Raw genomic sequence first — 26,639 nt, 5'->3', positions numbered from 1 at the left:
TCAGCGCGGCAGTTGCGCGCGGCCGGCGGCGGTCAGCACCGCCACCTCGCGCTCGCCGCGCGTCTCCACCCGGATCCAGCCCGGTCCCGCACGCCCGTCCAGGGTGGCCTCGCCCAGCCAGGCCAGGGTGCGCAGCAGCACGCTCATGCGCACGCCGAGGCGCTTGCACAGCCGCGCCAGGGCGACCCCCTCCGGCTCCGGCGCCAACGCCTCGAACAGCGCCTGGGTCAGCGCTGGATCAGCGGACAAGCGCCACGCCGATGTCGCGCGGGGCCGCGTCGGCGGCGTCGGCCAGGTGCGGGGTCACCACCACCGGGATCGACTTGGAGGTCGGCGTGCGCGCCTCGTCGGCGAAACTGGACAGCGGCACCAGGCCGTTGGTTTCCGGGTAGTACGCGGCCAGGCAGCCGCGCGGGATGTTGTACTCGACCAGCAGGAAACGCTTGGCCTGGCGCTGCACGCCGTCCTCGCCGAGGCTCTCCAGGTCCACCCAGGCGCCGGCCTGCAGGCCCAGGTCGGCGATGTCGGCGGCGTTGATGAACAGCACCCGGCGCTCGCCGAACACGCCGCGGTAGCGGTCGTCCAGGCCGTAGATGGTGGTGTTGTACTGGTCGTGCGAACGCGTGGTGGCCAGGGTGAACACCACTTGCTCCGGGCGCTGGCGGCGCGCGCGGTGGATCGGATTGTCGGTGGGCACCGCGTGCGGCTTGAACACCGCGCGGCCTTCCGGCGTGTCCCACACGCGGTCGCGTGCGGTGTTGGACAGGCGGAAGCCGCCGGGCACCCGCACCCGCGTGTTGAAATCGGCGAAATCCTCGAACACCTGCGCGATCAGCTCGCGGATGCGGTCGTAGTCGGCCACCAGCCAGCGCCAGCGGATCGCGCTGCGCGCGCCGAGCGTGGCCTCGGCCAGGCGCGCGACGATCGCCGGCTCCGACAGCAGCTCCGGCGACGCCGGTGGATTGATGCCGGCCGACAGGTGCACCATGCTCATCGAATCCTCGACGCTGACGCTCTGCGGCCCACCCTCCTGGATGTCGATCTCGGTGCGCCCCAGGCACGGCAGGATCAGCGCGTCGCGGCCGTGCACCAGGTGGCTGCGGTTGAGCTTGGTGGTCACGTGCACGGTGAGGTCGCAGCGGCGCAGCGCGCGGTGCGTGGCGTCGGTGTCGGGGGTGGCGGTGGCGAAGTTGCCGCCCATGCCGAAGAAGGTCCGGGCGCGGCCGTCGCCCATCGCCTCGATCGCGCCGACCGTGTCGAACCCGGACGCGCGCGGCGGATCGAAACCGAACACCTGCTGCAGCCGATCCAGGAACGCGGCCGGCGGCTTCTCGTAGATCATCATCGTGCGATCGCCCTGCACGTTGCTGTGGCCGCGCACCGGGCAGGCGCCGGCGCCGGGGCGGCCCAGATGGCCGCGCAGCAGCAACAGGTTGGCGATCATGTGGATCGTGGCCACCGAATGCTTGTGCTGGGTGATGCCCATGCCCCAGCAGGCGATCAGCCGTTCGGATTTCAGGTAGATCTCGCCGGCGTGGCGCAGCTCGGCCTCGCTCAGCCCGGACTCCTCGACGATGGTCGCCCACGGCTCGGCGATCACGTCCGCGGCGAAGGCATCGAAGTTGGCGGTGTGCTGGGTGATGAACGGCAGATCCAGCAGCCGCGGTTGCGCCGCGCGCGCGGCCTCGGCATCGCGCTCCAGCACGTGCTTGATGATGCCCTTGACCGCGGCCAGGTCGCCGCCGATCTTCAGCTGGAAATAATCCGACGAAATCCGCGTCGAACCGTTGTGCAGCATCTGCAGCTTGTCCTGCGGATCGGCGAACTTCTCCAGCCCGCGCTCGCGCAGCGGATTGAACGACACGATCGCCGCGCCGCGCTTGGCCGCCTGGCGCAGCTCGCCGAGCATGCGCGGATGGTTGGTGCCGGGATTCTGGCCGAAGATGAAGATCGCATCGGCCAGCTCGAAATCGTGCAACGACACGGTGCCCTTGCCGACCCCGATCTGCGACTTGAGCGCGGTACCCGACGGCTCGTGGCACATGTTCGAACAGTCGGGGAAGTTGTTGGTGCCGAACTCGCGCACGAACAGCTGGTACAGGAACGCGGCCTCGTTGCTGGTGCGCCCGGAGGTGTAGAAGATCGCCTCGTCCGGCGAGGCCAGGCCGTTGAGGTGCGTGGCGATCAGCGCGAACGCCTGGTCCCAGCTCACCGGCACGTAATGGTCGCTGGCGCTGTCGTAGCGCAGCGGATGGGTCAGCCGGCCCTGCCCTTCCAGCCAGTAGTCGCTGTACTTGGCCAGCTGCGTCACGCTGTGCTGCGCGAACAGCTCCGGCGTGGCGCGGCGCGCGGTGGCTTCGGCGGCCACCGCCTTGGCGCCGTTCTCGCAGAACTCGAAGGTCGAGGTGTGGTCGCGGTCGGGCCAGGCGCAGCCGGGACAGTCGAAGCCGTCGGGCTGGTTCACGTGCAGCAGGGTCTTGGAACCCTGCACCGCCACGTCCTGCTGCAGCAGGTGGGTGGCGACGGCGCGCAATGCGCCCCAACCGCCGGCCGGCTGCGTATAGGGTTGGATGGTTTTCTTGCTCATGCGGGCTCTCCGGCGTGCTCGGCCTGGGTCAGGCGCTGCGGATGGCTGTAGACGACATAGTCGTGGTCGCGGGCGAAACCGATCAGGGTCAGGCCGGCCGAGTCGGCCAGCGCGATCGCCAGCGCGGTAGGTGCGGAAATGGCAGCCAGCAGCGGGATGCCGGCCTGCGCGGCCTTCATCGCCATCTCGTAGCTGGCGCGGCTGGTGACCACGGCGAAACCGCTGGCCGGGTCCACGCCGGCCGTGGCCAGCGCGCCGATCAGCTTGTCCAGCGCGTTGTGCCGGCCGACGTCCTCGCGTGCCAGCTGCACGCAACCATCGGCGTCAGCCCAGCCCGCGGCGTGGGTGGCGCCGGTGATCGCGTTGAGCGGTTGCTGCTGGCGCAGCTCGCGCAACGCCCGCGCCAGCGCCGCCGGCGCGATCGCGGCGCCGGCCGGCAGCGGCCGCGGCGCGCGCAGCACCGCCTCGATCGATTCGCTGCCGCACACCCCGCAGCCGCTGCGGCCGTGCAGGTTGCGGCGTCGCGCCAGCAGGGCCGCGGCATGCGCGGGCGGGATCTGCAGTTGCAGCGAAACCCCTTCCAGGAAGGTGTCCACGCTGACGACCTGCAACTGCGTCGGGTCCTCGACGATGCCTTCGCTGAGCGAGAAACCCAACGCGAAGTCGTGCAGGTCTTCCGGGGTCGCCATCATCACCACGAACGGTTCGCCGTTGTAGGCGAACGCCACCGGCACCTCGGCCGCCACCAGATCCTGGGTAAGCGCGGTACGCCCGTCGCGATGGCGGCGCACACCGCGCGCGACGGCGCCGGGCCGGGAAGACGCACGCGAGTACATGGTGTACGCCCCCCATTCAGTGGAACAACACGATCGCCTTCTGCACTGCAAGCCAGATGCCAACTGCCTGGTCGCCTCAATCGCCAGTCCGACCGGCAGTGGCGGACGGCCTATCCTGCGCCAGTGCGCGGCCCGCCGCCAGCCTGCCCGAGGTCCGGGCTACGCGCTGGAAAAACGGCCACAACAATCCGCACAGCATACCCGCCAGGGTGCACGACGCCGTGAGATCGTGCCGGTTCGGTGCTGCGATGCGGCAAAGCCACGCATGCGGCGGCGCAGCACCTGGCCTGCCGCGTGCTTGGCGACACGGGGTGCGAACAGACTGCAAGCGAAGTGCCACGCCGCCGCTTGCGCACAGCGCAGGTCAGCTGGACCGGGCAGTGTCGATCGCCCATAGCTGGGCGCGGTCGGTTAGGCTTTGCGCCCCTCGCTTTGGATGGCCCCACGATGTCCATGTTGCTCCGCCACGGTCTTGCCGCCGCTCTTTGCCTGTTCGCCACGCAGGCCGCACGCGCCGCCGACCTGCCCGCCGACGTGCAGCGCCAGTTGCCGGCCGGCTACCTGCCGCTGGAACAGCTGCGCACCGATCTCGACGGTGACGGCCGCGCCGACTATCTGGTGGCGCTGCAGCAACGCGGCGAAGCCGAGCGCGAACCGGCGCCGGCACGGCCGCTGCTGATCTTCGTGCAGCAGGCCGACGGCCACTACCGGCTGGCCGCGCGCAACGACCACGTGGTGCTCAAGCGCGACGATGGCGGCCAGTGCGATCCGTTCACCGACAGCGACGATCCGTTCGCGGCCAAGGGCCGTTACTTCACCGTGCAGAACGGCGTCTCCTGCGGCCAGCACTGGACCTACTTCATTACCTTCCGCTACGACCCCGAGCGCAAGACCTGGCTGTTCCACAAGCGCATCCGCCAGAGCTGGCAGCTGAACTCGGATCCGGCGCCGGACGCCGATGCGTTGAAGAAGACCGCAGACAAGGTGGATGCCGCCGATCCCAAACATCCGGTCACTTTTGCCGAGTACGTGCCGAACTGAGGCCGCGCAACCGGCACGCACGCCCTGCCCCGCGCTTGCGCGACCGGGCCGAGCGTAGCGACGGCATTGGTTGCAACCGGCGTCGTGCCCGATCGAGGCGCTCGCATGCGACGGCGCCAGGCTGGGGCCTTTCGTCCTGGCCGGCGGCCGCTGCCACGTCCGAATCCGGCCAGCGCGGCGCCGCGACCGCGGGCACGCTATGCGCTCCATCGCCTCTTGGAGCGCACATGTCCAGCTTCGTCTGCATCGGCCTGCCCGCCGCGCCGTTCGCACCGCTGTTCGCACTCGACGATGCGCAGTTGCACGCGCACGGCGCGCGCCGCGTCCGCGCCGACCAGACCCCGGGCTTCCCGTGCCGGATCAGCCTGGAAGACGCGCAACCCGGCGAAGAACTGTTGCTGCTGCACTACCTGCACCAGCCGGCCGACACGCCATACCGCGCCGCCGGGCCGATCTACGTGCGCCGCCACGTGCAGACTGCGACGCTGGCACCGGACCACGTGCCCGACGCGATCCGCAGGCGCTTGATCTCGCTGCGCGGCTACGACGCCGACGACATGCTGCTTGCCGCCGACGTGCATCCCGGCGAAACCGTCGCGGCGGCGATCGTGCAGGCCTTCGCCGATCCGCGCGTGCGCTACCTGCATCTGCACAATGCGCGCCAGGGCTGTTTCGCCTGCCGCGTGGAGCGGGTTTGAGTTCGGGATTCGGGATTCGGGATTCGGGATTCGGGATTCGGGATTCGGGATTCGGGATTCGGGATGATGTCCTGCGGCAAATCGCCGTCAAGCGATTGCGGAAAAATGCCACGTCTAAAAAAGCTTTTTTATGGTTCTAGCCAAGCGCTTCCTGTAGGAGGGGCTTCAGCCCCGACGCGTTACCGGTAAGGCGTCGGGGCTGAAGCCCCTCCTACAGAAAAGCGCAGGTGCGGCGCACTTGCGAATTCCCGCTTTTCCACAGCCGAATGGCTGGTCATCCCCATTCCCGAATCCCCAATCCCGGCTCACACAGCCAGATTGATCCAGGTCGCCTTCATCTCGGTGTACTTGTCGAACGCATGCAGCGACTTGTCGCGGCCGTTGCCCGATTGCTTGTAGCCGCCGAACGGCGCGGTCATGTCGCCGCCGTCCCAGTAGTTCACCCACACGCTGCCGGCGCGCAGCTTGCGCGCCACCCGGTGCGCGCGGCCGATGTCGCGGGTCCATACGCCCGCGGCCAGGCCGTAGTCGCTGTCGTTGGCCATGCGCAACGCGTGCGCTTCGTCGTCGAAGGCGATCACCGACAGCACCGGGCCAAAGATCTCCTCGCGGGCGATGGTGTGCTCGTGGCCGACCTCGTCGAAGATGGTCGGCTCCACGTAGCAGCCGCCGGCGACCACCTCCACGCGCTTGCCGCCGAGCAGCAGCCGCGCGCCTTCCTCGTTGCCGCGCGCGATGTAGTCGAGCACGCGATGGGTCTGCGCCTCGTCCACCAGCGCGCCCATCGCCGCGTCGTCGTCGAACGGATGCCGCGGCTGCAGCGCGCGCCCTGCGGCGACCACGCGGGCGACGAAGTCGTCCTTGATCGAGCGCTCCACCAGCAACCGCGAGGCCGCGGTGCAGACCTCGCCCTGGTTGTAGAAGATCGCGCCGGCCGCGGCCTGCGCCGCCTGCTCCAGGTCCGGCGCGTCGGCGAACACCAGGTTCGGGCTCTTGCCGCCGCATTCCATGTAGGCGCGTTTCATGTTCGACAGCCCGGCGCATTGCAGCAGGCGCTTGCCGACCGCGGTGGAGCCGGTGAACACCAGTCCGTCCACGTCCATGTGCAGCGCCAGCGGTTCGCCGGCGCTCTTGCCGAAACCGGGCACCACATTAAACACGCCATCGGGGATGCCGGCTTCGGCCACCAGTTCGGCCAGGCGCAGCACGCTCAGCGGCGATTTCTCCGAGGGCTTGAGCACCACCGAATTGCCCGCCGCCAGCGCCGGGGCGATCTTCCACGCCGCCATCAGCAGCGGGAAATTCCACGGCACGATCGCGCCGACCACGCCCAGCGGTTCGCGGGTGATCAGGCCCAACTCGTCCTGCCCGGTCGGCGCCACCTCGCCGTACAGCTTGTCCAGCGCCTCGCCGGTCCAGGCCAGGCAGCGCACCGTGGCCGCTACGTCCACGCTGCGCGCGTCGCGCACCGGCTTGCCCATGTCCAGCGACTCCAGCAGCGCCAGCTCGTCGGCATGCTGTTCGACCAGCTGCGCCAGCTTGATCAGGGTCTTCTTGCGCTGCGCCGGCCTGGCCTGCGACCAGTGCCCGGCATCGAAGCTGCGCCGCGCCGCGGCGACCGCGCGCTCGATGTCCTCGGCACCGCCCTCGGCGACCTGGCCGAGCACGCGGCCGTCGATCGGGCTGATGCAGTCGAAGGTCTTGCCGCTGGCCGCAGCGACGTAGCGTCCGTCGATGAAGGCCTGGGTGCGCAGGTGCAGCGCGTCGGCCATCGCCTGCCATGCGTCGCGGGTGCGGGGTGCGGTCATCGGAAGCTCCGGATCGGAAGGAAGGAACGGATCTGCGGGTGGTACGGTCGCGGCGAGGCGGGCGTGCGCGCCGCGGCGCAGGCGGCGCTCAGAACGTGGCCGGAGTGTTGGCGCTGACGATCACCACCGCCTCGCTGCCGACGTTGCGAAACCGGTGCGGCACCCGGCTCTCGAAATAGTACCCCTCGCCGGCGCGCAGCACGCGCACCTGCGTGCCGACGGTGATCTCGACTTCGCCCGCCACCACCACGCCGCCCTCCTCGCCTTCGTGCACCAGCATCGCGGTGCCGGTGTCGCTGCCCGGCGGCATCACCTCGCGCAGGATGCACATCTGCCGCTGCGGACGGTGTTGCCCGACCAGGTAGTAGTGGATGCCGTCGCTGCCCACGTCGGGCAGTTCGTCGGCGGCATAGAACGGCGCATCGGCCGGGCCGATCTGTAGGTCCTGGGTGAAGAAATCGGCCAGCGAGATCGGAATGCCGTCCAGCACCTTCTTCAGCGAACTCACCGAGGGGCTGACCTTGTTCTGTTCGATCAGCGAAATGGTGCTGTTGGTCACGCCCACCCGCTTGGCCAGCTCGCGCTGGCTCAATCCGTGGGCGGTGCGAACCCGATGCAGGCGGGCGCCGATATCCATCGCGTGATCAGGAGGGCCTTGGCGGTGTTGCCGGATACTTTACACAGCCGGCCCTCGCGGTCAATTTGCCGGCAGCCGCGCGTGGCTGCCGGCATGCGCGCCTGCACGGACCTGTCGTGGCGCCGTTTCGTGCGTTCCGGCGCTATGCAACCGGCGGCGGCACGGCCGGGATGCGCCGCCGCGGCGGCGGAGGCCCACCCGCCGCCACGCGCCCGGTTGGTGTAAAGTTTTTTCAACACCTCTCGCCCGTGGAGCCTGTGATGAGTACCGAGTCGCCCCCCTCCTCCCAGGCGCTGGCCGATCGCTACGCCGCCCAGGCCACGCAGGCGCCGGACGGCATGGACGCGTTCTGGATGCCGTTCACCGCCAACCGCCAGTTCAAGGCGCGACCGCGGCTGCTGGCCTCGGCCGAGGGTATGTACTACCGCGACGTGGACGGGCGCCAGATCCTCGACGGCACCGCCGGGCTGTGGTGCTGCAACGCCGGACACGCACGGCCGCGCATCGTCGAGGCGGTGTCCAGGCAGATCGCCACGCTGGATTTCGCGCCGACCTTCCAGATGGGCTCGCCGCTGCCGTTCGTGCTCGCCGAACGGCTGGTCGAACTCGCCCCGCCGGGCCTGGACCACGTGTTCTATACCAATTCCGGTTCCGAGTCGGTCGATACCGCGATGAAGATCGCGCTGGCCTACCACCGCGCCCGCGGCGAGGGCCAGCGCACCCGCTTCCTCGGCCGCGAGAAGGGCTATCACGGGGTCGGCTTCGGCGGCATCTCGGTCGGCGGGCTGCCCAACAACCGCAAGTGGTTCGGTCCGCTGCTGGCCGGCGTGGACCACCTGCGGCATACCCTGGACATCGAGCGCAACGCGTTCTCGCAGGGGCTACCCGAACACGGCGTGGAGCTGGCCGAGGATCTGGAGCGGCTGGTCGCGCTGCACGACGCCTCCACCATCGCCGCAGTGATCATCGAACCGATCTCCGGCTCGGCCGGCGTGGTGCTGCCGCCGCTCGGCTACCTGCAGCGCATCCGCCAGCTGTGCGACAAGCACGGCATCGTGCTGATCTTCGACGAGGTGATCACCGGCTTCGGCCGCGTCGGCAAGGCCTTCGCCGCGCAGCGCTTCGGCGTCACCCCGGACCTGATGACGACCGCCAAGGGGCTGACCAACGGCTGCGTGCCGATGGGCGCGGTGTTCGTCTCGCACGCCATCCACGATGCGTTCGCGCACGGCCCGGCCGGCGCCATCGACCTGTTCCACGGCTACACCTATTCCGGCCATCCGCTGGCCTGCGCCGCCGCGCTGGCGACGCTGGACACCTATGCGGAAGAGCAGCTGTTCGACAAGGCGATCGAACTGGGCGGCTACTGGCAGCAGGCGATCCATGCGCTGAAGGACTTGCCGCACATCGTCGACATCCGCAATTTCGGCCTGATCGGCGCGATCGAACTGGCGCCGCGCAAGGATGCGCCCGGCGCGCGCGCCTACGAGATCTTCGAACGCTGCTTCCACGACGCCGGCCTGCTGATCCGCGTCACCGGCGACACCATCGCGCTGTCGCCGCCGCTGATCGTGGAGCGCGAGCACATCGACCGCATCTTCGCGGTGCTCGCCGACATGATCCGCACCACGCCCTGATCCCCGCCCTCATCCCAACCCGCTCCGCGCTCCCCACGCGCGCCGCATGCCTGGAGAACCGCTCATGCTGGTCGGCGTCCCGAAAGAGATCAAGAACCACGAATACCGGATCGGGCTGACCCCGGCCGGCGTCCGCGAACTGGTGCTGCACGGGCACCAGGTGCTGGTGCAGCGCGACGGCGGCCAGGCCATCGGCCTGACCGATGCCGACTACGAACGCGCCGGCGCGCGTCTGGCCGACGACGCGGCCAGCGTGTTCGCGCAGGCCGACATGATCGTCAAAGTCAAGGAACCGCAGCCGGACGAATGCGCGCTGCTGCGCCCGGGGCAATTGCTGTTCACCTATCTGCACCTGGCGCCGGATCCGGCCCAGGCCAGCGCGCTGCTGCGCTCCGGCTGCACCGCGATCGCCTACGAGACCGTCACCGACGGCAACGGCGGCTTGCCGCTGCTGGCGCCGATGAGCGAGGTCGCCGGGCGCATGGCGATCCAGGCCGGCGCGCACGCGCTGGAGAAGGCGCAAGGCGGCTCCGGGGTGCTGCTCGGCGGCGTGCCCGGGGTCAAGCCGGCCGAAGTGCTGGTGATCGGCGGCGGCGTGGTCGGCATCAACGCCGCGCGCATGGCGATGGGCCTGCATGCGCGGGTGACGGTGCTGGACCGTTCGCTGGAACGGCTCAAGTACCTGGACGAACTGTACGGCCACCAGCTGACCACGCTGTACTCCACCCGCGATGCGATCGAGCAGTGCCTGCCGCACACCGACCTGGTGATCGGCGCGGTGCTGATCCCCGGCGCCGCCGCGCCCAAGCTGGTGTCGCGCGCGCAGCTGGCGTTGCTGCGGCCGGGCTCGGTGCTGGTGGACGTGGCGATCGACCAGGGCGGCTGCTTCGAGACCAGCCACGCCACCACCCACCAGCAGCCGACCTACGAGGTCGACGGCATCGTCCACTACTGCGTGGCCAACATGCCTGGCGGCGTCGCGCGCACCTCCACCTTCGCCCTGACCAACGCCACCTTGCCGTTCGTGCTGCAGCTGGCCGAACACGGCCTGCAGGCGCTGCGCGACGACCAGGACCTGCGCAACGGCCTCAACGTGCACGCCGGCAAGCTCACCCACCGCGCGGTGGCGCAGGCGCTGGGCGAGGATTTCGTGCGGCCGCTGGACGCGCTGGGCTGAGCTTTTCCTTCGAGGACCACCGACCATGACCGAAACACTGTCCCACTACATCGGCGGCGGCCGCGTCGATTTCCGCAGCGGCGACTACGCCGAAGTGTTCGACCCGGCCAGCGGCGCGGTGGCACGGCGCGTGCCGCTGGGTGACGCGCATGCTGTAGACATGGCGGTGACCGCCGCCGCGCAGGCGTTCCCGGCCTGGGCCGCGACCCCGCCGCTGCAGCGCGCGCGGGTGATGTTCCGCTTCCGCGACCTGCTCGAACGGCATGCCGACACCCTGGCCCGCTGCATCAGCGCCGAGCACGGCAAGGTGGTGTCCGATGCGCGCGGCGAGGTCACCCGCGGCATGGAGGTGGTGGAATTCGCCTGCGGCATTCCGCACCTGCTCAAGGGCGAGCACTCGGTCGATGTCGGCCGCGGCGTGGATTCGTGGAGCGAGTACGCACCGCTGGGCGTGGTCGCCGGCGTCACCCCGTTCAACTTCCCGGCGATGGTGCCGCTGTGGATGCTGCCGGTGGCGCTGGCCTGCGGCAACAGCTTCGTGCTCAAGCCGTCCGAGCGCGATCCGTCCGCTTCGCTGTTGCTGGCCGACTGGCTGCACGAGGCCGGCCTGCCGGATGGTGTATTCAACGTCGTGCACGGCGCCAAACCGGCGGTGGACGCGCTGCTCGCGCACCCGCAGGTGCAGGCGCTGAGCTTCGTCGGCTCCACGCCGGTCGCCGCCGACCTGTATGCGCGCGGCAGTGCGCTGGGCAAGCGCGTGCAGGCGCTGGGCGGGGCCAAGAATCACCTGGTGGTACTGCCCGACGCCGACCTGGACGACGTCGTGTCCGCCTTGCTCGGTGCCGGCTACGGCTCGGCCGGCGAACGCTGCATGGCGATCTCGGTGGCGGTGTGCGTTGGCGATGCGGTCGCCGATGCGCTGGTCGCCAAACTGGCCCCTCGCGTAGCCGCGCTGAGCCTCGGCGCCGGCACCGACGAACCGGACATGGGCCCGCTGATCAGCGCCGCACATCGCGAACGCGTGCGCGGCTACATCGACAGCGGCGTGGCCGACGGCGCCACGCTGGTGGTGGATGGGCGCGACGCGCAAACGCCGGCCACGGCCGATGGCTTCTTCCTCGGCGGCAGCCTGTTCGACCACGTCCGCGCCGACATGCGCATCTATCGCGAAGAGATCTTCGGCCCGGTGCTGTGCGTGGTCCGGGTGGCCGACGCCGAAGCCGCGCTGCAGCTGATCGACGCGCACGAATACGGCAACGGCGCGGCGGTGTTCACCCGCGACGGCGGCGCCGCGCGCGCCTTCGCCCGGCGCGTGCAGGCCGGCATGGTCGGCATCAACGTGCCGATCCCGGTACCGATGGCGTTCCACAGCTTCGGCGGCTGGAAACGCTCGCTGTTCGGTCCGCTGCACGTGCACGGCCCCGACGGCGTGCGCTTCTACACCAGGCTCAAGACTGTCACCGCGCGCTGGCCGGCGGCGGCGCGCGATGCCGAGTTCGCGATGCCGACGATGCGGTAACAGCGCACCCCACGCCGAAGAACTTTTTTGTTCGCGCTGAAGGTACCGGAATCATCGACGAACGCCATGACGGAATCACCGAGCGCATTCCCCTGCCAGATGGCTGCGCCTCGTGATACGGTCGGATTCGTTTGCCCGGCAAATTGCCCCTATGCCCATCGTTCACGTCTTCGTATCCAGTGGCAGATTCGCCACCATGGAAGAATTGCGAGGCTACATCGATCGGACCTATACCGAGGATGGCGACGGCGTAGCGTCGCCATTCATGCGCGAGATCGGGCTGAGCCGTTGCGAACCCGCTTGCATCGAGGCGGTCATTTCCGCATCGGGAATCCCTGAAAAGTTGAACGAACTGCTGTCCGACGCTTCGTACTGGGATCAATGGCGGCACGAAGTGGATGGCAGCATCGTGGCGGATGCGGCGATCTGCGTGTTTGCGCCAAACCAGCCGAACCATCCCGCTGGCGCCTCGGTGAGACACATCGGTTCGTTCGACTACGCCGCCTGACCATTCGGGCCAGCGCTGCGTCTTGCCCAGATTCGATCCGGCGCGAAATTTTAGGCGATTCGTCGCTTCGACGACGCCCAGTCGCAAGACGACACGGCACACATGCGATCGTCGAGGCAGACCGCAGGCCCAGGTGGCCGCAGCGCCGGGGCATTGCCGAAACTCCTGGCCATGAGGCGGAGATGGACCGGTGATGGGGACATTCTGTCTTTGCTGATCAATGCCGATGTAGCCCGGCAGCGGGGTCCCGGTGCATCCATTCGGGCCTGAGCCGTCCACACGCGAGGCGCGGTAACGGTGCACTGCCGAGGCGGCAAATCTTCCAGCAGCGCGTTGCCGCCGCAGCGCAGCACGGGCATACCAGCGCGAGGGTGTAGCCTGACACGACTTACGCAGCATGCATACCCTACCGCCACAGCCACAGGAGTCGCTCTATGATCAAGGTCAGCGTGATGTACCCGTATACGCCCGGCGCCCGTTTCGACCACGCCTACTACCGCGACACGCACATGCCGCTGCTGCAGGCGCGCATGGGCGCGGCCTGCAAGCGCTACACCGTGGACAAGGGCCTGTCCGGCGGCGCACCCGGCAGCGATCCGACCTATGTCGGCATGTGCCACATCTACAGCGACTCGGTGGAAGCGTTCCAGGCCGGCTTCGGCCCGCATGCCGACGAGATCCTCGGCGACATCAAGAACTACACCGACCTGACCCCGGTGATGCAGATCAGCGAGGTGGTGGTCGACTGAGCGCTGCGGCCGCTTCGCGTTGGCGCAGCGGCCTTCCTGATCGCGCTTAGAGGTTCAGGCACTTGCAGAACAGCGCGAGTTCCTTGCGGTCCGCGACGCGCTGCTGCAGATACGCGTATTTCTCCGCCAGTTCCGGGTCCCGGCCCTGGCGCTTGAGCAGGTACAGCGCCGGCAGTTCGGTGTTTTCGATGATCCATTCCAGGGTACCCGCCCTCTCGAACCAACGCACGGACAGTTCGATACTGGTGGACAGCTGTTCGCGCCAGTCGGCCCTTTCTCCGATGTCGTCGAACGCATACAACCACAGCGAGAACCGGCCATTGAAGTCCTGCAGGCTCTCGCCTGCGTCTCTCAGTTCACGCCAGTCGGTCAGTCCGGCCACGACCTGGTTGCGGATCCGGCCGGCCTTGGTTGACTCTACGATCTTCCGCGACCAGCTGTCCGGATAGTCGTAGGAATCGTCGTCCAGCACCCGCGCCAGGATGCGGTTTACCTCGGCCATCAATGGCCGGTCCAGCACCTCGAGCGTCAGGTGCAGCGCGTGCCAGCCCTTCCTTTTCGAGAGGTTGACGTTGTAGCGATACAACAGGCCGTCGGCACCGGCTTTCTCGAATGCGCGGCCGCGCTTCAATACAAACCCATGCGCCGCGAAGCCGGCGGCCAGGACGTCGATGATGGATTTCCTCGGATCCTGGACCGCGTTCATCGGCGCGCGCAACACCGGTCCAGCCACGCGCCGACAGCCACGCCCACCGCATAGGCGAGCAGGTCCAGCCACACGAACGTGGAACCCAAGGCCAGGTGCCCGAGCGTGGTGGCGCGCAGCGCGTCCAGCCAGGGCACGCGGTACAACTGCGACGCTTCCACCAGCCAGCACACGGCCAATGCCACGACCGCCACCCGCAGCGGCCGCGCGCGGGGCACGAGCCACGCCAGGCCGAGGTAGACCATCAGCGCCCACAGCGCATCGCCGGGAAACTTGCCCAGCCACGACGGCAGCAACCATGGGAACTGCCGCGACGCCAATCCGGCGGCGATCGTCGCCACGATGGCGGCGCTCAACCACAGGCGGCGGCGTCCGGTTGCGGAAACGGGCATGGCGACGTGTCGGCGGCAGGGCCGCGCATTACAGCAGACTGGCGTGGCGATGACGACGGCAGCCTGGCGCGACCGCTAGGCGCCGCTCCCGTGCAACAGCGCCGCCGCGGCGATCAGCACCGCCAGCACCAGCATCACCAGCCACCCCCAGCGCTGGTGGAACGGGATCGGCACGGCCTGCAGCCTGCTTTCGGCGCTGGCCTGGTTCAGCAGCCAGCCGTGGCAGCACACCGGACACACCAACTGCTACTGCTTTTCGCGCACCCAGCCGAACAGATGGTAGAAGTGCCCATACGAATACTGCAGGCGCATCGCGAACGCCTGCTCCTGGTCGCAGTTCTTGCAGAACGCGCGTTCTTCCACGCCACAGGCGACGTTGCTCTCGCCCCAGCCCCACAAGATCATCGTCGCGCCTCCATCGGCCGGGCCGCGATCCCCCGATCGCCAGGCCGTGCGGATTCTGTGCCCGCCCCGAGACAGCGTCAACGACGCATGCTGCCAGGCGCGGCCGCGCGCAAGTCTCTACAATGCCTGCCCCCTCGCAACACCGTGCCGCGCCCCCGATGAACATCGTCGTCAAAGAAGACCTCAAGGCCTATATCGATCCGCTCACCGCCGACGAATACGCAGCGCTGGAGCGCAGCCTGCTCGCCGAAGGCTGCCGCGATGCGCTGGTGCTGTGGGGCGAGATCTTGGTCGACGGGCACAACCGCTACGGCATCTGCCAGAAGCACGGACTGCCGTTCCAGACCGTGCAGAACACCCGTTTCCAGTCGCTGCAGGACGTGCACCTGTGGATGATCGACCAGCACCTGGGCCGGCGCAGCGTGTCCGATTTCCAGCGCGGCGTGCTGGCGCTGCGCAAGCGCGAGATCCTGGCCGAGCGCCGCAGCCGCGCCGCCGCCCCGCCCGCGGAGTCCACTGCCGGCGCCGATGCAGCAGCGGGCGATGCGCACGACGATGCCGCGCCCTGGGCCGATGCGCCGGACGGCGTGAGCGTCGAGGCGATGCCGGCGCCGCTGAGCCGCGCCGACCTGGCGCGGGCCGCGCGGCTCAGCAACAGCCAGGTGCTGCAGATCGAGAAGATCCAGAAACAGGCCACCGCCGAGGTGGTGGAAGCGGTGAAATCCGGCGCGATCTCGATCAACGCCGCCGCCGCGGTGGCCAGCCTGCCCGAGGACGAACAGCGCGCCGCGGCGATCGCCGGCAAGGACGAACTCAAGCAGGCGGCCAAGCGCGCCCGCGAATCCAAACGCAAACCGCGCGAAACGCCGGCCACCGAGCAGGACGGCGATGGCGACGCCATGCCGGGCGACACCGAACTGGCCGCACTGCGCCAGCGCGTGGCCGAGCTGGACGCCGAGAACCGGGCGCTGCGCGAGGAAGTGGCGGAGTTGCGGGCGCAGTTGGCCGACTGATACAAAGCGACACCTATGTGCATGCCATGCCTGAAACCGCATTTGGTTCAAGGCCAGCGCCGACGTCCGGCAAACGACGTCGGCGCATGCTTCTTCTTCAGATTCCACGTGAGAAAAAGAGGATGTCACGCGTCCTCGCCTCAATGCGCCGTAGGTTACAGCTCCACCTTCTCGGAATGCGGCTGCGGCGTTATATATTCCGCCGCATACACGTCGTTCTGATTGGACATCACCCAGCGCCGCACGCTGGTGCCGTCGGCACGGAACAACTCGAAGGCATGAACCAGCACGTAATTGGCGAAGAGCGCGCCTTCTCCATCGTTCAGCGTCTGCGACACCGAGGATTGCACTGTCGTCATCACTTCCGTCGTGCTGGTACGCTCGACCACCAGGCTGTTCTCAATGGACGCCGACACATCAGCGGACAAAGGGCCGAAAGAAAATCCACCGTCCGCCATCACCTGCATGGTGGTGGTGTCGGTGATGCTCTGCGAATCGGTCTGGGTCATGCCCGTGGTGATATCCAATGTGGCGGTGTACTGAGGCCCGGTCTGGCGTTGGTAGATGCTGGTACGGTCGTAGTAACGCGAATGCCGCAGCAAATAGTACGGATTCACGTTGACCTGGCGGTCCACTGCCAAGTCCCCCAGCACCATGAAGTAGGGAAGCACCACTTCCCCGAATACCGGATCGTTCGATGAATCGTCGGGAACGCGAGTCGGCATCTGCTGGTCGACCGATGTCGGCGTCGGCGGAAGCGGGACAGGCGTCTGCACTGGCCCAACGGCCGCCGGGTAGGTGCCGCAACGGGTCAACGCCGTCAGCATGAACGCCGATGCCACGCGGCGATCGCCGAATTGTTGCGACCCATCGCTCTTGACCATATAAAGGGAGCCGCTGCCGACGGACATCCCGCCCACGTCGCAATTGGCCTCGTCGTAGACCGCCAGCAACGAATCCGTACCCGCCGACTTGATCGAGAGGGTGCCGTCGCCATTGTCGACCAGCGACCAAGCTTGGGACAGGCCACCCGTATATGGCAGGAACTGGGTGATGGCCCCGCCCGTGTCCACGCTGGAGACGCCATCGGTCAGCGCGTAGCCTGCACCGTTGTCGTCGACGATATCGCAGTCGACTATCGTTATCGCGTACAGGCCGTTGTCCAGAGGCACGAACAGCAGTTGCACTTGCGGATTGCCGCCAGCATCGTCCGGATCCATCGCCCAGGGCGCCAATGTCCCACGCAAGCCGAAACCATCGGCCACCGCGGAGAGGATCATGGTCTTGTATTGCCCGCCATCCACCTGAGGCTGCAAAAGGTAGGACATCGTCGGGTCCACCAATGGCGAATCCGCGTGTTCGCCCAGGCTGGTGACCTGCTTGCAGCTGGACACGTTGGCCTGGGGAAACCCGCCCTGCTCCTTCACAACGCTCATTTTCAGCTGGACCACGATCTCCCCGCCCTTCGTCTCGATGGGCATGCGGTGATTTATTTTCTGGTTGTTTTCCCAATTGTCGGAATTGGCATTGGCCCAGGTCTGTACTTGCTTTTTCGTATCGGCAACCGCAGTGGCAGGCACTTGCGGCTGGACTTTCCAAAAAATCTTGATCACGGAACGTCCTTTTTCAGGTAATTGGGCTTGATCGTTAGATTTAGTGCATTTCAACAACAGCCAGGCGCTTTTTCGCAGAGCGCAGCAACATTAGCATCACCAGATGGCAATCTTCACTTACATTTCATCCGGGCGCTGCGTCCCACGGCTATGCCGAATGTGGACAACGGCGCACAAGCATCGACACCGACCGTATGCAAGTGTGCTGCGCTGCGTAAACTGCAAGCATGAGTGCCTATCTCGATGTCTCCACGCCCCAGGATCCGCGCCGCGCGCAGCTGCGGCGCATGAAACTGCTGGCCGCGCTGTTGTTGCTGGCGATGCTGGCCGGCTTCCTGCTCAGCCACGTCATGGGCATGCACGGCGCCTGGGCCTGGATCGGCGCGTTCTGCGAGGCGGCCACGGTCGGCGCGCTGGCCGACTGGTTCGCGGTGGTGGCGCTGTTCCGCCATCCGCTGGGGCTGCCGATCCCGCACACCGCGATCATCCCGCACGGCAAGGCGCGCATCGCCGACAGCCTGGCGGTGTTCGTGCGCGACCATTTCCTGGAACCGGCGGCGCTGCTGGCCAAGCTCAGCGCATTCGATCCGGCCAAGCGGCTGGGCCAGTGGCTGGCCGAACCGGCGCAGGCCGGCAAGCTGGCCGACCTGGCGCGCGGCTGGGCGCTGCAGGCGCTGGACCTGCTCGACGAGGCCGCGGTGCGGCGCCGCATCCATGGCTTCGTGGTGGCGCGCCTGCGCGAATGGAACGCCGCCGCCACCGCCGGCGAGATCCTCGGCCTGCTCACCGCCGATGGCCGCCACCAGGCCCTGCTCGACGAAGCGCTAACCCGGCTCGGCCGGCACCTGGACGATGCGACGGTGAAGCAGCGCGTGTCGGCGATGATCGTCAAGTACGCGCGCCGCGAATGGCCCAAGCTGGTCGGCACGGTGGAATGGGTCAAACCGGTGGAAGGCATCGCCGACACCCTGGCCGAGCGCCTGGCGCATGCATTGCTGGACGAACTGCAGGACGTGCTGTCGCAACCGCAGCATCCGCTGCGCCAGGACTACGAGCGCTGGCTCGGCGGTTACGTGCAACGCCTGCGCAGCGACCCGGCCACCGCCGACAAGCTGCAGGCGATGAAGCAGCGGCTGATCGAGCATCCCGGCGTGCAGGACTACGTGCAAGGCCTGTGGGACCAGATCCACGCCAGCCTGCGCGAGGACCTGTCGCGCAGCGACGGTGTGCTGGTGCAGCATTTGCAGCGCTCGCTGGGGGCGCTCGGCGAGTCGCTTTCACAGGACAGCGCGTTGCGCGATGCGCTCAACCAGCACCTGCTGGGCGGCGCGGAGAAGCTGACCCAGCGCCTGCGCAGCGGCGTCACCGAACACATCGCGCAGACCGTGAAAGGCTGGGACGAACGCCATCTGGTGGAGCAACTGGAATTGAGCGTGGGCCGCGACCTGCAGTACATCCGCTTCAACGGCACCTTGGTCGGCGGCCTGATCGGACTCGCGCTGCACGCAGCCGTCACGCTGATTCCATGAAGGTCGTAGACGGTCGCTCCTGCAATACGCCGCGGGGGCTGGTGCGGCCGCGACGATCGCGCTAGCGTGGGATGCACGGTCGGGGCAGGACCGTCGCTTCAATCGTGAAAGCCATCCCGTACGGACTGGAGGGACGCCGATGCCTTTGCATCGCCAGCGTTCGCCAAAGGAAAGGGGCGCATGTCGAAGAACCGCTGGACACCCGCTGTCGGCCCTGCACGGTCGGCGCTCGGCGCCGCGCTGGCGGTGCTGCTGCTGGGGCTGCTGGCCGCGGCGCTGCTCGCCCGCAGCCTGCACGAGCGCAATCGCCAGGAGGCCCGCGACCGCTTCCAGCAACTGACCACCCACGTCACCGGCGAGCTGCAGCAACGCCTGAATGTCTACGAGCACGGTCTGCGCGGCGCGCGCGGCGCGGTCATCGCCGCCGGCGGCGACCATATCTCGCGCGATCGCTTCGACCGCTACAGCGCCTCGCGCGAGTACCGGCGCGAATTCCCCGGCGTGCGCGGCTTCGGCTATATCCGCCGGGTGGCGCCGGCCGACGAGGCGGCGTTCCTGCAACAGGCACACAGCGACGGCGCGCCATCGCTGCAGATCCACCAGCTGACGCCGCACGACGGCGATCGCTTCGTGATCCTGTATATCCAACCGCGGCGCGCCAACAATCCCGCGCTGGGGTTCGACATCGCCTCCGAACCGGCGCGGCGCGCGGCGGCGATCGCCGCGGTGCGATCCGGCAAGCCGACCATCACCGCGCCGATCCGCCTGGTACAGACGCCGGGAATCGGCAACAGCGGCTTCCTGCTGTTGCTGCCGATCTACCGCGAAGACCTGCCGCTGCAGACCGCCGAGCAACGCTGGCAGGCCACCACCGGCTGGGCCTATGCGCCGCTGAACATCGCCGAAGTGCTGGTGGCCTCCCCCAACCATTCCCACGAACTGTTGCTGACCCTGGCCGACAGCGAAAACAGCGCCCAGCCGTTCTATCGCGGCGACGGCGCCGCCCAGGCGTCGGCGACCGGGCTGCGCGCCGAACGCAGCATGCCGGTGTACGGCCGCCGCTGGCTGCTCAGCACGCAGGCGACGCCGGCCTTCGTGCGCTCGCTCAACCAGACCTCGCCGCTGCTGGCTGGCGGCCTGGTCGGCGGCATCTCCGTGCTGCTCGCCGCGCTGCTGTACCTGTACCTGACCGGCCGCCACCGCCGCGACCTGATCCTGCGCGAGCAGAGCCAGCTGGCCGCACTGGTCGGCGGTTCCAGCGAAGCGATCGTGGCCGAGGACCCGGATGGCCGCATCACCCACTGGAATCCGGCCGCCGAGCGCATCTTCGGTTATGCCGCGGCGCAGGCCATCGGCCAGCCGTTGCAGGAACTGCTCGGCAGCCAGATCCGCGACTCTGCCGGCAACGGCACGCAGGTGCGGGAACTACGCCATCGCGACGGCCATCGGGTCAGCGTGCTGGCCAGCGCCTCGCCGATCCTGGACAACGACGGCGACATGGCCGGCCACTCGCACCTGCTGCACGACGTGTCCGAACGGGTGCGTGCCGAAGCGCGGGTGCTGGAGCTCAACGCCACCCTGGAACAGCAGGTGGCGCAGCGCACCAGCGAACTGGTCACCTATTCGGCGCTGCAGCGCGCGATCCTGGCCAACGCCGGCTACGCGATCGTGGCCACCGACCCGGACGGCACCATCACCCTGTTCAACCCCGCCGCCGAAACCATGCTCGGCTATCCCGCGCACGAGATGATCGGGCGCAAGGCCACCGGCCTGTTCCTGGATCCGGAGCAACTGGCCAGCCGCGCCGAAAGCATGGCCGCGCAGTCGGGCATGGCGGTGGCGCCGGCGTTCGAATCGGTGGCCGCGCTGTCCACGCTGGGGCGCAGCGACACCCGCGAGTGGACCTACGTCAGCAAGGACGGCCGCCCGTTCCCGGTGCTGCTGACGCTGAGCACGCTGCGCGACGACAACGACCAGGTGATCGGCTACCTGGGCATCGCGGTGGACCTGACCGAGCAGAAGCGCCACGAGCGCGAACTGCGCCTGGCGATCGACGCGGCGGAAACCGCCAACCAGTCCAAGAGCGATTTCCTGGCCAACATGAGCCACGAGATCCGCACGCCGATGAACGCGATCCTGGGCATGCTTTACCTGCTGCAGCACAGCGAACTGCCGCAGGCGGCCAAGGACATGATCCAGAAGAGCGACGCGTCGGCGCGCGCGCTGCTGGAGATCATCAACGACATCCTCGACTTCTCCAAGATCGAATCCGGGCGCATCGACCTGGAATCGGAACCGTTCGACCTGAACCAGCTGCTGGAGAACATCGCCGCGCTGATGACCTCGGCGATCAGCGCCAAGCCGGTGGAGATGATCGTCGAACCGTTGCCGGCCGGCTGCCGCTGGTTGCGCGGCGACGCGCTGCGCCTGAACCAGGTGCTGATCAATCTGGTGGGCAATGCCATCAAGTTCACCGAGCAGGGCGAAGTGGCGCTGTCGGTGCGCAGCTTCCCCAGCGGCGAAGCGGGCAAGATCAAGCTGTTCTTCTCGGTACGCGACACCGGCATCGGCATCGCGCGCGACAAGCAGAGCCTGATCTTCTCGCCGTTCCTGCAGGCCGACACGTCCACCAGCCGCCGCTACGGCGGCAGCGGCCTGGGCCTGACCATCAGCCGGCGCCTGGTGGAGCTGATGGGCGGCCAGCTCGAAGTGCAGAGCACGCCGGGCCGCGGCAGCGACTTCTATTTCGCGATCAGCTTCCCGGTGCTGCCGGCGCCGGCCGCCGAGGTCGAACATCCGGAGGCGCGGCGGGTGTTGATCGCCGACGACCACGACCTGGTGCGCAGCAACCTGAGCAGCATCGCCAGCGGCTTCGGCTGGCAGGTGGAAGCGGTGGCCAACGGCACCGACGCGATCGCCGCGGCCGGCCCGGAACGCGAGGGCTTCGACGTGATCCTGCTCGACTGGCGCATGCCCGACCTGGACGGGTTGCGCGTGGCGCAGCGCATCCGCGCGCAATCGGCGCCGGACCGGCAGCCGATCATCGTCATGGTCACCGCCTACGAGCGCCGCCTGCTGGAAGAGCAGCACTACGCGCCCAGCGACGTGGACGCGGTGATGACCAAGCCGGTCACCGCCTCGGCGCTGTACCGCACCATCGCCACGCTGCTGGCGCGGCGCCGCGGCGACGGCCCGGCGCCCTTGCTCAGCGGCGACGGCACCCCGCGCCTGGCCGGCGCGCGGCTGCTGGTGGTGGACGACAGCGAAATCAATTGCGAGGTCGCGCAGCGCATCCTCGAAGGCGAAGGCGCGCTGGTGGAACTGGCCCACGACGGCGAGCAGGCGCTACAACGGCTGCGGCGCGATCCCAGCCGCTTCCAGCTGGTGCTGATGGACGTGCAGATGCCGACCCTGGACGGTTACGAGGCCACCCGCCTGCTGCGCGAGGACCCGCGCCTGGCCGGCCTGCCGGTAATCGCACTGACCGCCGGCGCCTACCGCCAGCAACAGGAGCTGGCGCTGTCCAGCGGCATGAACGGCTTCATCGCCAAACCGTTCCAGGTCGAGGAACTGATCGCGATCATCCGCCAGTTCCTGCCGCTGCGCCTGTCGCTGCCGCTGGAGCCGCTGCCGACCTCCGCCGCAGAGGTCTGGCCCGAGGCCGATCCACAGCTGCTCGACGCCGCGCAGGCGCAACGCCTGTGGAACGAGCGCGTGCCCTACCAGCGCTACCTGCTGAAACTGCTGCAGGACAACCCCGATCCGACAGCGACGCTGCAGACCCTGCTGGATGCGCAGGCGCCGGCGGCGGCGATCTCCTACGTGCACAAGCTGCGCGGCTCGGCCGGCTCGCTGGCGCTGCCGGCGCTGGTCGCGGCCAGCGCCGCGCTGGAGGAACGGCTCGGCGACGCGCCGGACCAGGCCGACGCCGCGATCGCGGCGCTGGGCACGGCTATGAGCGCCACCGCCACGGCGATCCAGCGCTTCGTGGCCGAGGCCGAGGCGTTGCCCGGGTCGGTGCCGCCGACCGCCTCCGCCGTCGCGGACGACGGCGCCGCGGCCGCAGTCCCGCTGCAGCAACAGCTGCAGCAGCTGCTGCAGGCCCTGGACAGCGACGACCTGGACCGCGTGGAACGGGTGCTGCACGACCTGGCGCCCTCGCTGCCCGCGGCGATGGCCACGGAGCTGAAGCAGTTGGTCGAGAGTTTTTCCTTCCGCGAGGCCGAGGCTCAAGTCAGGCGCTGGCAGGCCGATGCAATCCACTAGCATCCGCAGCGCCGGTCCAATCCGGCTGCCGTTGGATGCACCCGACAAGGAACCACGATGGTCCAGCTCCCCATCCTGTGCGTGGACGACGAAGCCAGCAACCTGGCGCTGATCCGCCAGATCCTGCGCGAGGACTACGCGCTGACCTTCGCCAAGAACGGCGCCGAGGCGCTGCGCGCGGTGGTCAAGCACCGCCCGGCGCTGATCCTGCTCGACGTCGACCTGCCCGACCTGGACGGCTACACCATCGCCCGCACCCTGAAACAGGACCCGCGCACCGCGGCGATCCCGATCATCTTCGTCACCGGCAAGGACAAGGACGCCGACGAGAGCATCGGCTTCGAGGCCGGCGGCGTGGACTACATCACCAAGCCGTATTCGCCGAGCATCCTGCGCGCGCGGGTGCGCACCCATCTGTCGCTGGTCAGCGCCGCCAGCCTGGCCAGCAGCCATCGCGACGCGATCCAGATGCTGGGCATGGCCGGCCACTACAGCGATTCGGATACCGGCACCCATATCTGGCGGATGGCCGCCTACGCCCGCGCCCTGGCGGTGGCCGCCGGCTGGTCGGGCGAGGACGCCAAGCTGCTCGAGCAGGCCGCGCCGATGCACGACACCGGCAAGATCGGCATCCCCGACGCGATCCTGAAGAAGCCGGGGCCGCTGGATGCGGACGAATGGGCGGTGATGAAGCGGCATCCGCAGATCGGCTACGACATCCTCAGCCGCAGCGGCGCGCCGCTGTTCCGGCTCGCCGCCGAGGTCGCGCTGTACCACCACGAGCACTGGGACGGCAATGGCTATCCGGCCGGCCTGGTCGGCGAACGCATTCCCGAGTCGGCGCGGATCGTAGCCCTGGCCGATGTGTTCGATGCGCTGACCACGCAGCGCCCGTACAAGGAACCATGGCCGCTGGCGAAGGTGATGGCGATGTTCCAGCAGCAGGCCGGGTCCCAGTTCGAGCCGCGCCTGGTGAGCCTGTTCACCGAGATCCTGCCGCAGATCCTGCAGATCCAGGACTACTGGAGCGAACGCGAGCCGGGCGACGACGTGCCGCACCGCGCCAGCGCGCATGCCTCGGTGCAGCACAGCGACGGCTGAGCCGCGCGCGCTCCGTCCACACCAATTGTAGGAGCGGCTTCAGCCGCGACAGACCCTATCCGTAGAGCCTGTCGCGGCTGAAGCCGCTCCTACAACAGCGACGAAGTAAGACGAAAACGCTCTGCCCCGCGCCGCCCTCAGCGCCGCTGCAGCCGCCAGGCACGATGAATCCGCGGATTGCGCTCGAAATCCGGCGCGATGGTCTGCGCGGTGACCTCCTCGCACGAGGCGAATTCGGCCAGCGCGTCCTCGTCCAGCTTGAAGCGGCGGAAATTGTTGGAGAAGTACAGCACGCCCTCCGGCATCAGCCGCGCCACCGCCGCGCGCAGCAGCCGCACGTGCTCGCGCTGCAGATCGAAATCCTCGGCGCGCGCGGAGTTGGAGAAGGTCGGCGGGTCGCAGAAGATCACGTCGTAGCGGTTCTTCTCCGCCTCCAGCCAGGTCAGCGCGTCGGCCTGCACCAGCCGATGCTGGGCGCCGCCCTTGCCGTTGAAGCCCAGGTTGTCGGCGCACCACTGCAGGTAGGTGCCGGACAGATCCACGCTGGTGGTGGAATCGGCGCCGGCCACGGCGGCCTGCACGCTGGCCACGCCGGTGTAGCAGAACAGGTTGAGGAAGCGCTTGCCGCGCGCCTGCTGCGCCATCGCCCCGCGCAGCGGGCGGTGGTCCAGGAACAGGCCGGTGTCCAGGTAATCGAACAGGTTCACCCGCAGCAGCGCGTCGTGTTCGCGCACCACCAGGAACTCGCCGCGCTGCTCGAAACGGCCGTACTTGCTGCCGCCCTTGCCGCGCTCGCGCGACTTCAGCGCCACCCGCTCGGCCGGGACCTCGAACACCTCGCGCGCGGCGGCCAGCAACTCGTTGCGGCGGCGGCGCACATCGGCGTCGGGAATTTCCTCCGGCGCAGCGTATTCCTGCACGTGCAGATAGGTACGCGCCTGGCCGCCGTCTTCCTGGTACACGTCGATCGCCGCTGCGTATTCGGGCAGGTCGGCGTCGTAGGCGCGGAAGCAGCCGACCCGTTCGCGCGCACGCCAGTTCTTGAACTTGCGCAGGTTCTTGCGCAGCCGGTTGGCGACCATCTGCGCGCCGTCGCTGAGCGCGCGCGGCGCCTCGGCCGGTTCGCGCTGCGCGACCGCGATCGGGTCGCAGACGATCAACGGGCATTCCAGCGCGCCATTGAACATCTGGTATTTCTTGGCCGCGCGCAGGCCGGTGGCGTAGGCCAGGTCGGCATTGCCGCACAGCAGGCTGGCGCGCCACTGCGGCACCGCGCGCTTGAGCGCCTCGCCCAGGCGCCGGTACAGCGCGGTGTCGGCGGCCAGGCGTTCGTCGTACGGCGGATTGCACACCACCGTGCCCAGCGCCTGCGCCGGCGTGCGCAGGTCGGCGACGTCACGCACCTCGAACACGATCGCCGCGGCGACCCCGGCCGCCTGCGCGTTCTCGCGCGCGGCGCGGATCGCATGCGGATCGATGTCGCCGCCGTATATCACCGGCTGCAACGCGGCGCGGCCGGCCGCCTCGCGCTGCCGCGCCTCGGTCAACAGGGCGCGCCAGGCCTCCTGGTCGAAGCCCAGCCAGCGGCTCGGCGCGGCACTGAATTGCAGCGGCCCGGCGTCGCCACGGCGCGCGGCGGCCAGATCGCCGCGCAGCAGCCCCGGAGCCACGTCGGCGGCCATCAGCGCGCCTTCGATCAGCAGCGTGCCGCTGCCGCACATCGGATCCAGCAGGCCGCCGCCCTGCGCGTACAGCTGCGGCCATTGCCCGCGCAGCAGCACCGCCGCGGCCAGGTTCTCCTTCAGCGGCGCGGCGTTCTGCACCTGGCGCCAGCCGCGCCGGTGCAGCGAGCCGCCGCCCAGGTCCACCGACAGCGTGGCGCGGCCCTTGCGCAGCGACAGGTTCAGGCGCAGGTCCGGATCCTCCACGTCCACCGACGGCCGCTCCAGGCCTTCGCCGCGCAGCGTGTCCACCACCGCGTCCTTGACCCGCTGCGCGGCATAGCGCGCATGCGTGATCGCAGTGCCGGACACGTGCGCGTCCACCGCCAGGGTGTGCTGCGAGGTCAGGTGCTCGCGCCACGGCAACGCCGCCACGCCGGCATACAGCGCGGTCTCGTCGGGGCAGTCGAACTCGTCCAGCGGCCACAGCACGCGGCTGGCCAGGCGCGACCACAGCACCGCGCGCTGCGCATCGCGCAGCTCGCCCTCGCTGTTGACCCCGGACACGGTGGCGGTGGCTTTGGCGACGCCGAGCGCGAGCAGCTCGTCGACGAGCAGGTATTCCAGGCCCTTGGCGCAGGAGACGAAGAATTTCACGGGAATGCGAACCACACGAAGAAGGAAGGATGCGCGGGCGGGCGCCAGGCCCGCCCCGCGCGTATCGCGGCAGCGCGGCCCACGGCGGGCGGGCGGCAG

22 protein-coding genes are annotated in these 26,639 nt (G+C 68.7%); 11 read left to right on the top strand and 11 right to left on the bottom strand.

Translation table 11 applies throughout. The annotated features are described in order from the left end of the window. Genes HEP73_RS08425 through fdhD form a run of 3 tightly spaced genes read right to left on the bottom strand, consistent with a single transcriptional unit; the run spans position 1 to position 3,423 of the window. Positions 1–249 carry a hypothetical protein gene (locus HEP73_RS08425; protein ID WP_185815992.1) on the bottom strand — a complete coding sequence of 83 codons (249 nt, stop codon included), beginning with the start codon at positions 247–249 and terminating at the stop codon, positions 1–3. Beyond that, a complete protein-coding gene (locus HEP73_RS08420; protein ID WP_185822843.1) occupies positions 239–2,587 on the bottom strand; it encodes an FdhF/YdeP family oxidoreductase in 2,349 nt (782 codons plus the stop codon). Before HEP73_RS08420 ends, HEP73_RS08425 begins: the two co-directional genes overlap by 11 nt. Next, positions 2,584–3,423: a formate dehydrogenase accessory sulfurtransferase FdhD gene (gene fdhD / locus HEP73_RS08415; protein ID WP_185822842.1), complete on the bottom strand. Its 840-nt coding sequence runs from the start codon at positions 3,421–3,423 to the stop codon at positions 2,584–2,586. Before fdhD ends, HEP73_RS08420 begins: the two co-directional genes overlap by 4 nt. 447 nt (positions 3,424–3,870) lie before the next feature. On the opposite strand from fdhD, the gene HEP73_RS08410 reads away from it, so the two are divergent. Both HEP73_RS08410 and HEP73_RS08405 read left to right on the top strand, forming a co-directional pair. Beyond that, entirely contained in the window at positions 3,871–4,464 is a 594-nt protein-coding gene (locus tag HEP73_RS08410; protein WP_185822841.1) for a hypothetical protein, read from the top strand. A gap of 227 nt (positions 4,465–4,691) precedes the next feature. Beyond that, the gene (locus HEP73_RS08405) at positions 4,692–5,162 is read left to right on the top strand and encodes a DUF1203 domain-containing protein (RefSeq protein WP_185822840.1); all 471 of its coding nucleotides are present in this window, start codon (positions 4,692–4,694) and stop codon (positions 5,160–5,162) included. A 305-nt stretch (positions 5,163–5,467) separates the two neighbouring features. On the opposite strand, the gene HEP73_RS08400 is transcribed toward HEP73_RS08405, so the two are convergent. Both HEP73_RS08400 and HEP73_RS08395 read right to left on the bottom strand, forming a co-directional pair. Next, on the bottom strand, positions 5,468–6,970 hold the full coding sequence (locus HEP73_RS08400) for an aldehyde dehydrogenase (protein WP_185815987.1): 1,503 nt from the start codon (positions 6,968–6,970) through the stop codon (positions 5,468–5,470). A gap of 88 nt (positions 6,971–7,058) precedes the next feature. After that, positions 7,059–7,607, bottom strand: coding sequence for a cupin domain-containing protein (locus HEP73_RS08395; RefSeq protein WP_185815986.1), 549 nt, complete (start codon positions 7,605–7,607; stop codon positions 7,059–7,061). Between the two features lie 260 nt (positions 7,608–7,867). On the opposite strand from HEP73_RS08395, the gene HEP73_RS08390 reads away from it, so the two are divergent. From HEP73_RS08390 to HEP73_RS08370, 5 genes are all read left to right on the top strand, one after another. Further along, a complete protein-coding gene (locus HEP73_RS08390; protein ID WP_458309661.1) occupies positions 7,868–9,244 on the top strand; it encodes an aminotransferase class III-fold pyridoxal phosphate-dependent enzyme in 1,377 nt (458 codons plus the stop codon). A gap of 64 nt (positions 9,245–9,308) precedes the next feature. Next, positions 9,309–10,421, top strand: coding sequence for an alanine dehydrogenase (gene ald / locus HEP73_RS08385; protein ID WP_185822839.1), 1,113 nt, complete (start codon positions 9,309–9,311; stop codon positions 10,419–10,421). Between the two features lie 25 nt (positions 10,422–10,446). Beyond that, entirely contained in the window at positions 10,447–11,940 is a 1,494-nt protein-coding gene (locus HEP73_RS08380) for a CoA-acylating methylmalonate-semialdehyde dehydrogenase (RefSeq protein ID WP_185822838.1), read from the top strand. A 151-nt stretch (positions 11,941–12,091) separates the two neighbouring features. Next, positions 12,092–12,448: an immunity 22 family protein gene (locus HEP73_RS08375; protein WP_185822837.1), complete on the top strand. Its 357-nt coding sequence runs from the start codon at positions 12,092–12,094 to the stop codon at positions 12,446–12,448. 434 nt (positions 12,449–12,882) lie between these two features. Beyond that, complete coding sequence (locus HEP73_RS08370) at positions 12,883–13,197, top strand: EthD family reductase (protein WP_185822836.1); 315 nt, start codon at positions 12,883–12,885, stop codon at positions 13,195–13,197. Positions 13,198–13,243: 46 nt separating this feature from the next. On the opposite strand, the gene HEP73_RS08365 is transcribed toward HEP73_RS08370, so the two are convergent. The 4 genes from HEP73_RS08365 to HEP73_RS08350 form a co-directional block, all read right to left on the bottom strand. Continuing rightward, positions 13,244–13,903: a hypothetical protein gene (locus HEP73_RS08365; protein ID WP_185822835.1), complete on the bottom strand. Its 660-nt coding sequence runs from the start codon at positions 13,901–13,903 to the stop codon at positions 13,244–13,246. Then, positions 13,900–14,295 carry a ribosomal maturation YjgA family protein gene (locus HEP73_RS08360; protein ID WP_185822834.1) on the bottom strand — a complete coding sequence of 132 codons (396 nt, stop codon included), beginning with the start codon at positions 14,293–14,295 and terminating at the stop codon, positions 13,900–13,902. Before HEP73_RS08360 ends, HEP73_RS08365 begins: the two co-directional genes overlap by 4 nt. 75 nt (positions 14,296–14,370) lie before the next feature. Then, a complete protein-coding gene (locus HEP73_RS08355) occupies positions 14,371–14,538 on the bottom strand; it encodes a hypothetical protein (protein WP_185822833.1) in 168 nt (55 codons plus the stop codon). Positions 14,539–14,541: 3 nt separating this feature from the next. Beyond that, complete coding sequence (locus tag HEP73_RS08350; protein WP_185822832.1) at positions 14,542–14,700, bottom strand: hypothetical protein; 159 nt, start codon at positions 14,698–14,700, stop codon at positions 14,542–14,544. 158 nt (positions 14,701–14,858) lie between these two features. Between HEP73_RS08350 and HEP73_RS08345 the strand changes: the two genes are divergently transcribed. Next, entirely contained in the window at positions 14,859–15,713 is an 855-nt protein-coding gene (locus HEP73_RS08345) for a plasmid replication/partition related protein (RefSeq protein ID WP_185822831.1), read from the top strand. Positions 15,714–15,868: 155 nt separating this feature from the next. On the opposite strand, the gene HEP73_RS08340 is transcribed toward HEP73_RS08345, so the two are convergent. Then, positions 15,869–17,326 carry a hypothetical protein gene (locus HEP73_RS08340; RefSeq protein ID WP_185822830.1) on the bottom strand — a complete coding sequence of 486 codons (1,458 nt, stop codon included), beginning with the start codon at positions 17,324–17,326 and terminating at the stop codon, positions 15,869–15,871. A 227-nt stretch (positions 17,327–17,553) separates the two neighbouring features. On the opposite strand from HEP73_RS08340, the gene HEP73_RS08335 reads away from it, so the two are divergent. The 3 genes from HEP73_RS08335 (at position 17,554) to HEP73_RS08325 (ending at position 24,222) form a co-directional block, all read left to right on the top strand. Then, entirely contained in the window at positions 17,554–18,855 is a 1,302-nt protein-coding gene (locus tag HEP73_RS08335; protein WP_458309660.1) for a DUF445 domain-containing protein, read from the top strand. 180 nt (positions 18,856–19,035) lie between these two features. Then, positions 19,036–23,121: a CHASE domain-containing protein gene (locus tag HEP73_RS08330; protein ID WP_185822829.1), complete on the top strand. Its 4,086-nt coding sequence runs from the start codon at positions 19,036–19,038 to the stop codon at positions 23,119–23,121. A gap of 57 nt (positions 23,122–23,178) precedes the next feature. Beyond that, the gene (locus HEP73_RS08325; RefSeq protein ID WP_185822828.1) at positions 23,179–24,222 is read left to right on the top strand and encodes a response regulator; all 1,044 of its coding nucleotides are present in this window, start codon (positions 23,179–23,181) and stop codon (positions 24,220–24,222) included. Positions 24,223–24,359: 137 nt separating this feature from the next. Here the strand turns inward: HEP73_RS08325 and rlmKL are convergent, their stop codons facing one another. Continuing rightward, a complete protein-coding gene (gene rlmKL, locus HEP73_RS08320) occupies positions 24,360–26,540 on the bottom strand; it encodes a bifunctional 23S rRNA (guanine(2069)-N(7))-methyltransferase RlmK/23S rRNA (guanine(2445)-N(2))-methyltransferase RlmL (RefSeq protein ID WP_185822827.1) in 2,181 nt (726 codons plus the stop codon). Between the last annotated feature and the right edge of the window lie 99 nt (positions 26,541–26,639).

This window comes from Xanthomonas sp. GW, from assembly GCF_014236815.1.
Lineage (GTDB): Bacteria > Pseudomonadota > Gammaproteobacteria > Xanthomonadales > Xanthomonadaceae > Xanthomonas_A.
Note: the sequence above shows the minus strand (reverse complement) of the source record. Positions and strands in the feature narration are given on the sequence as shown.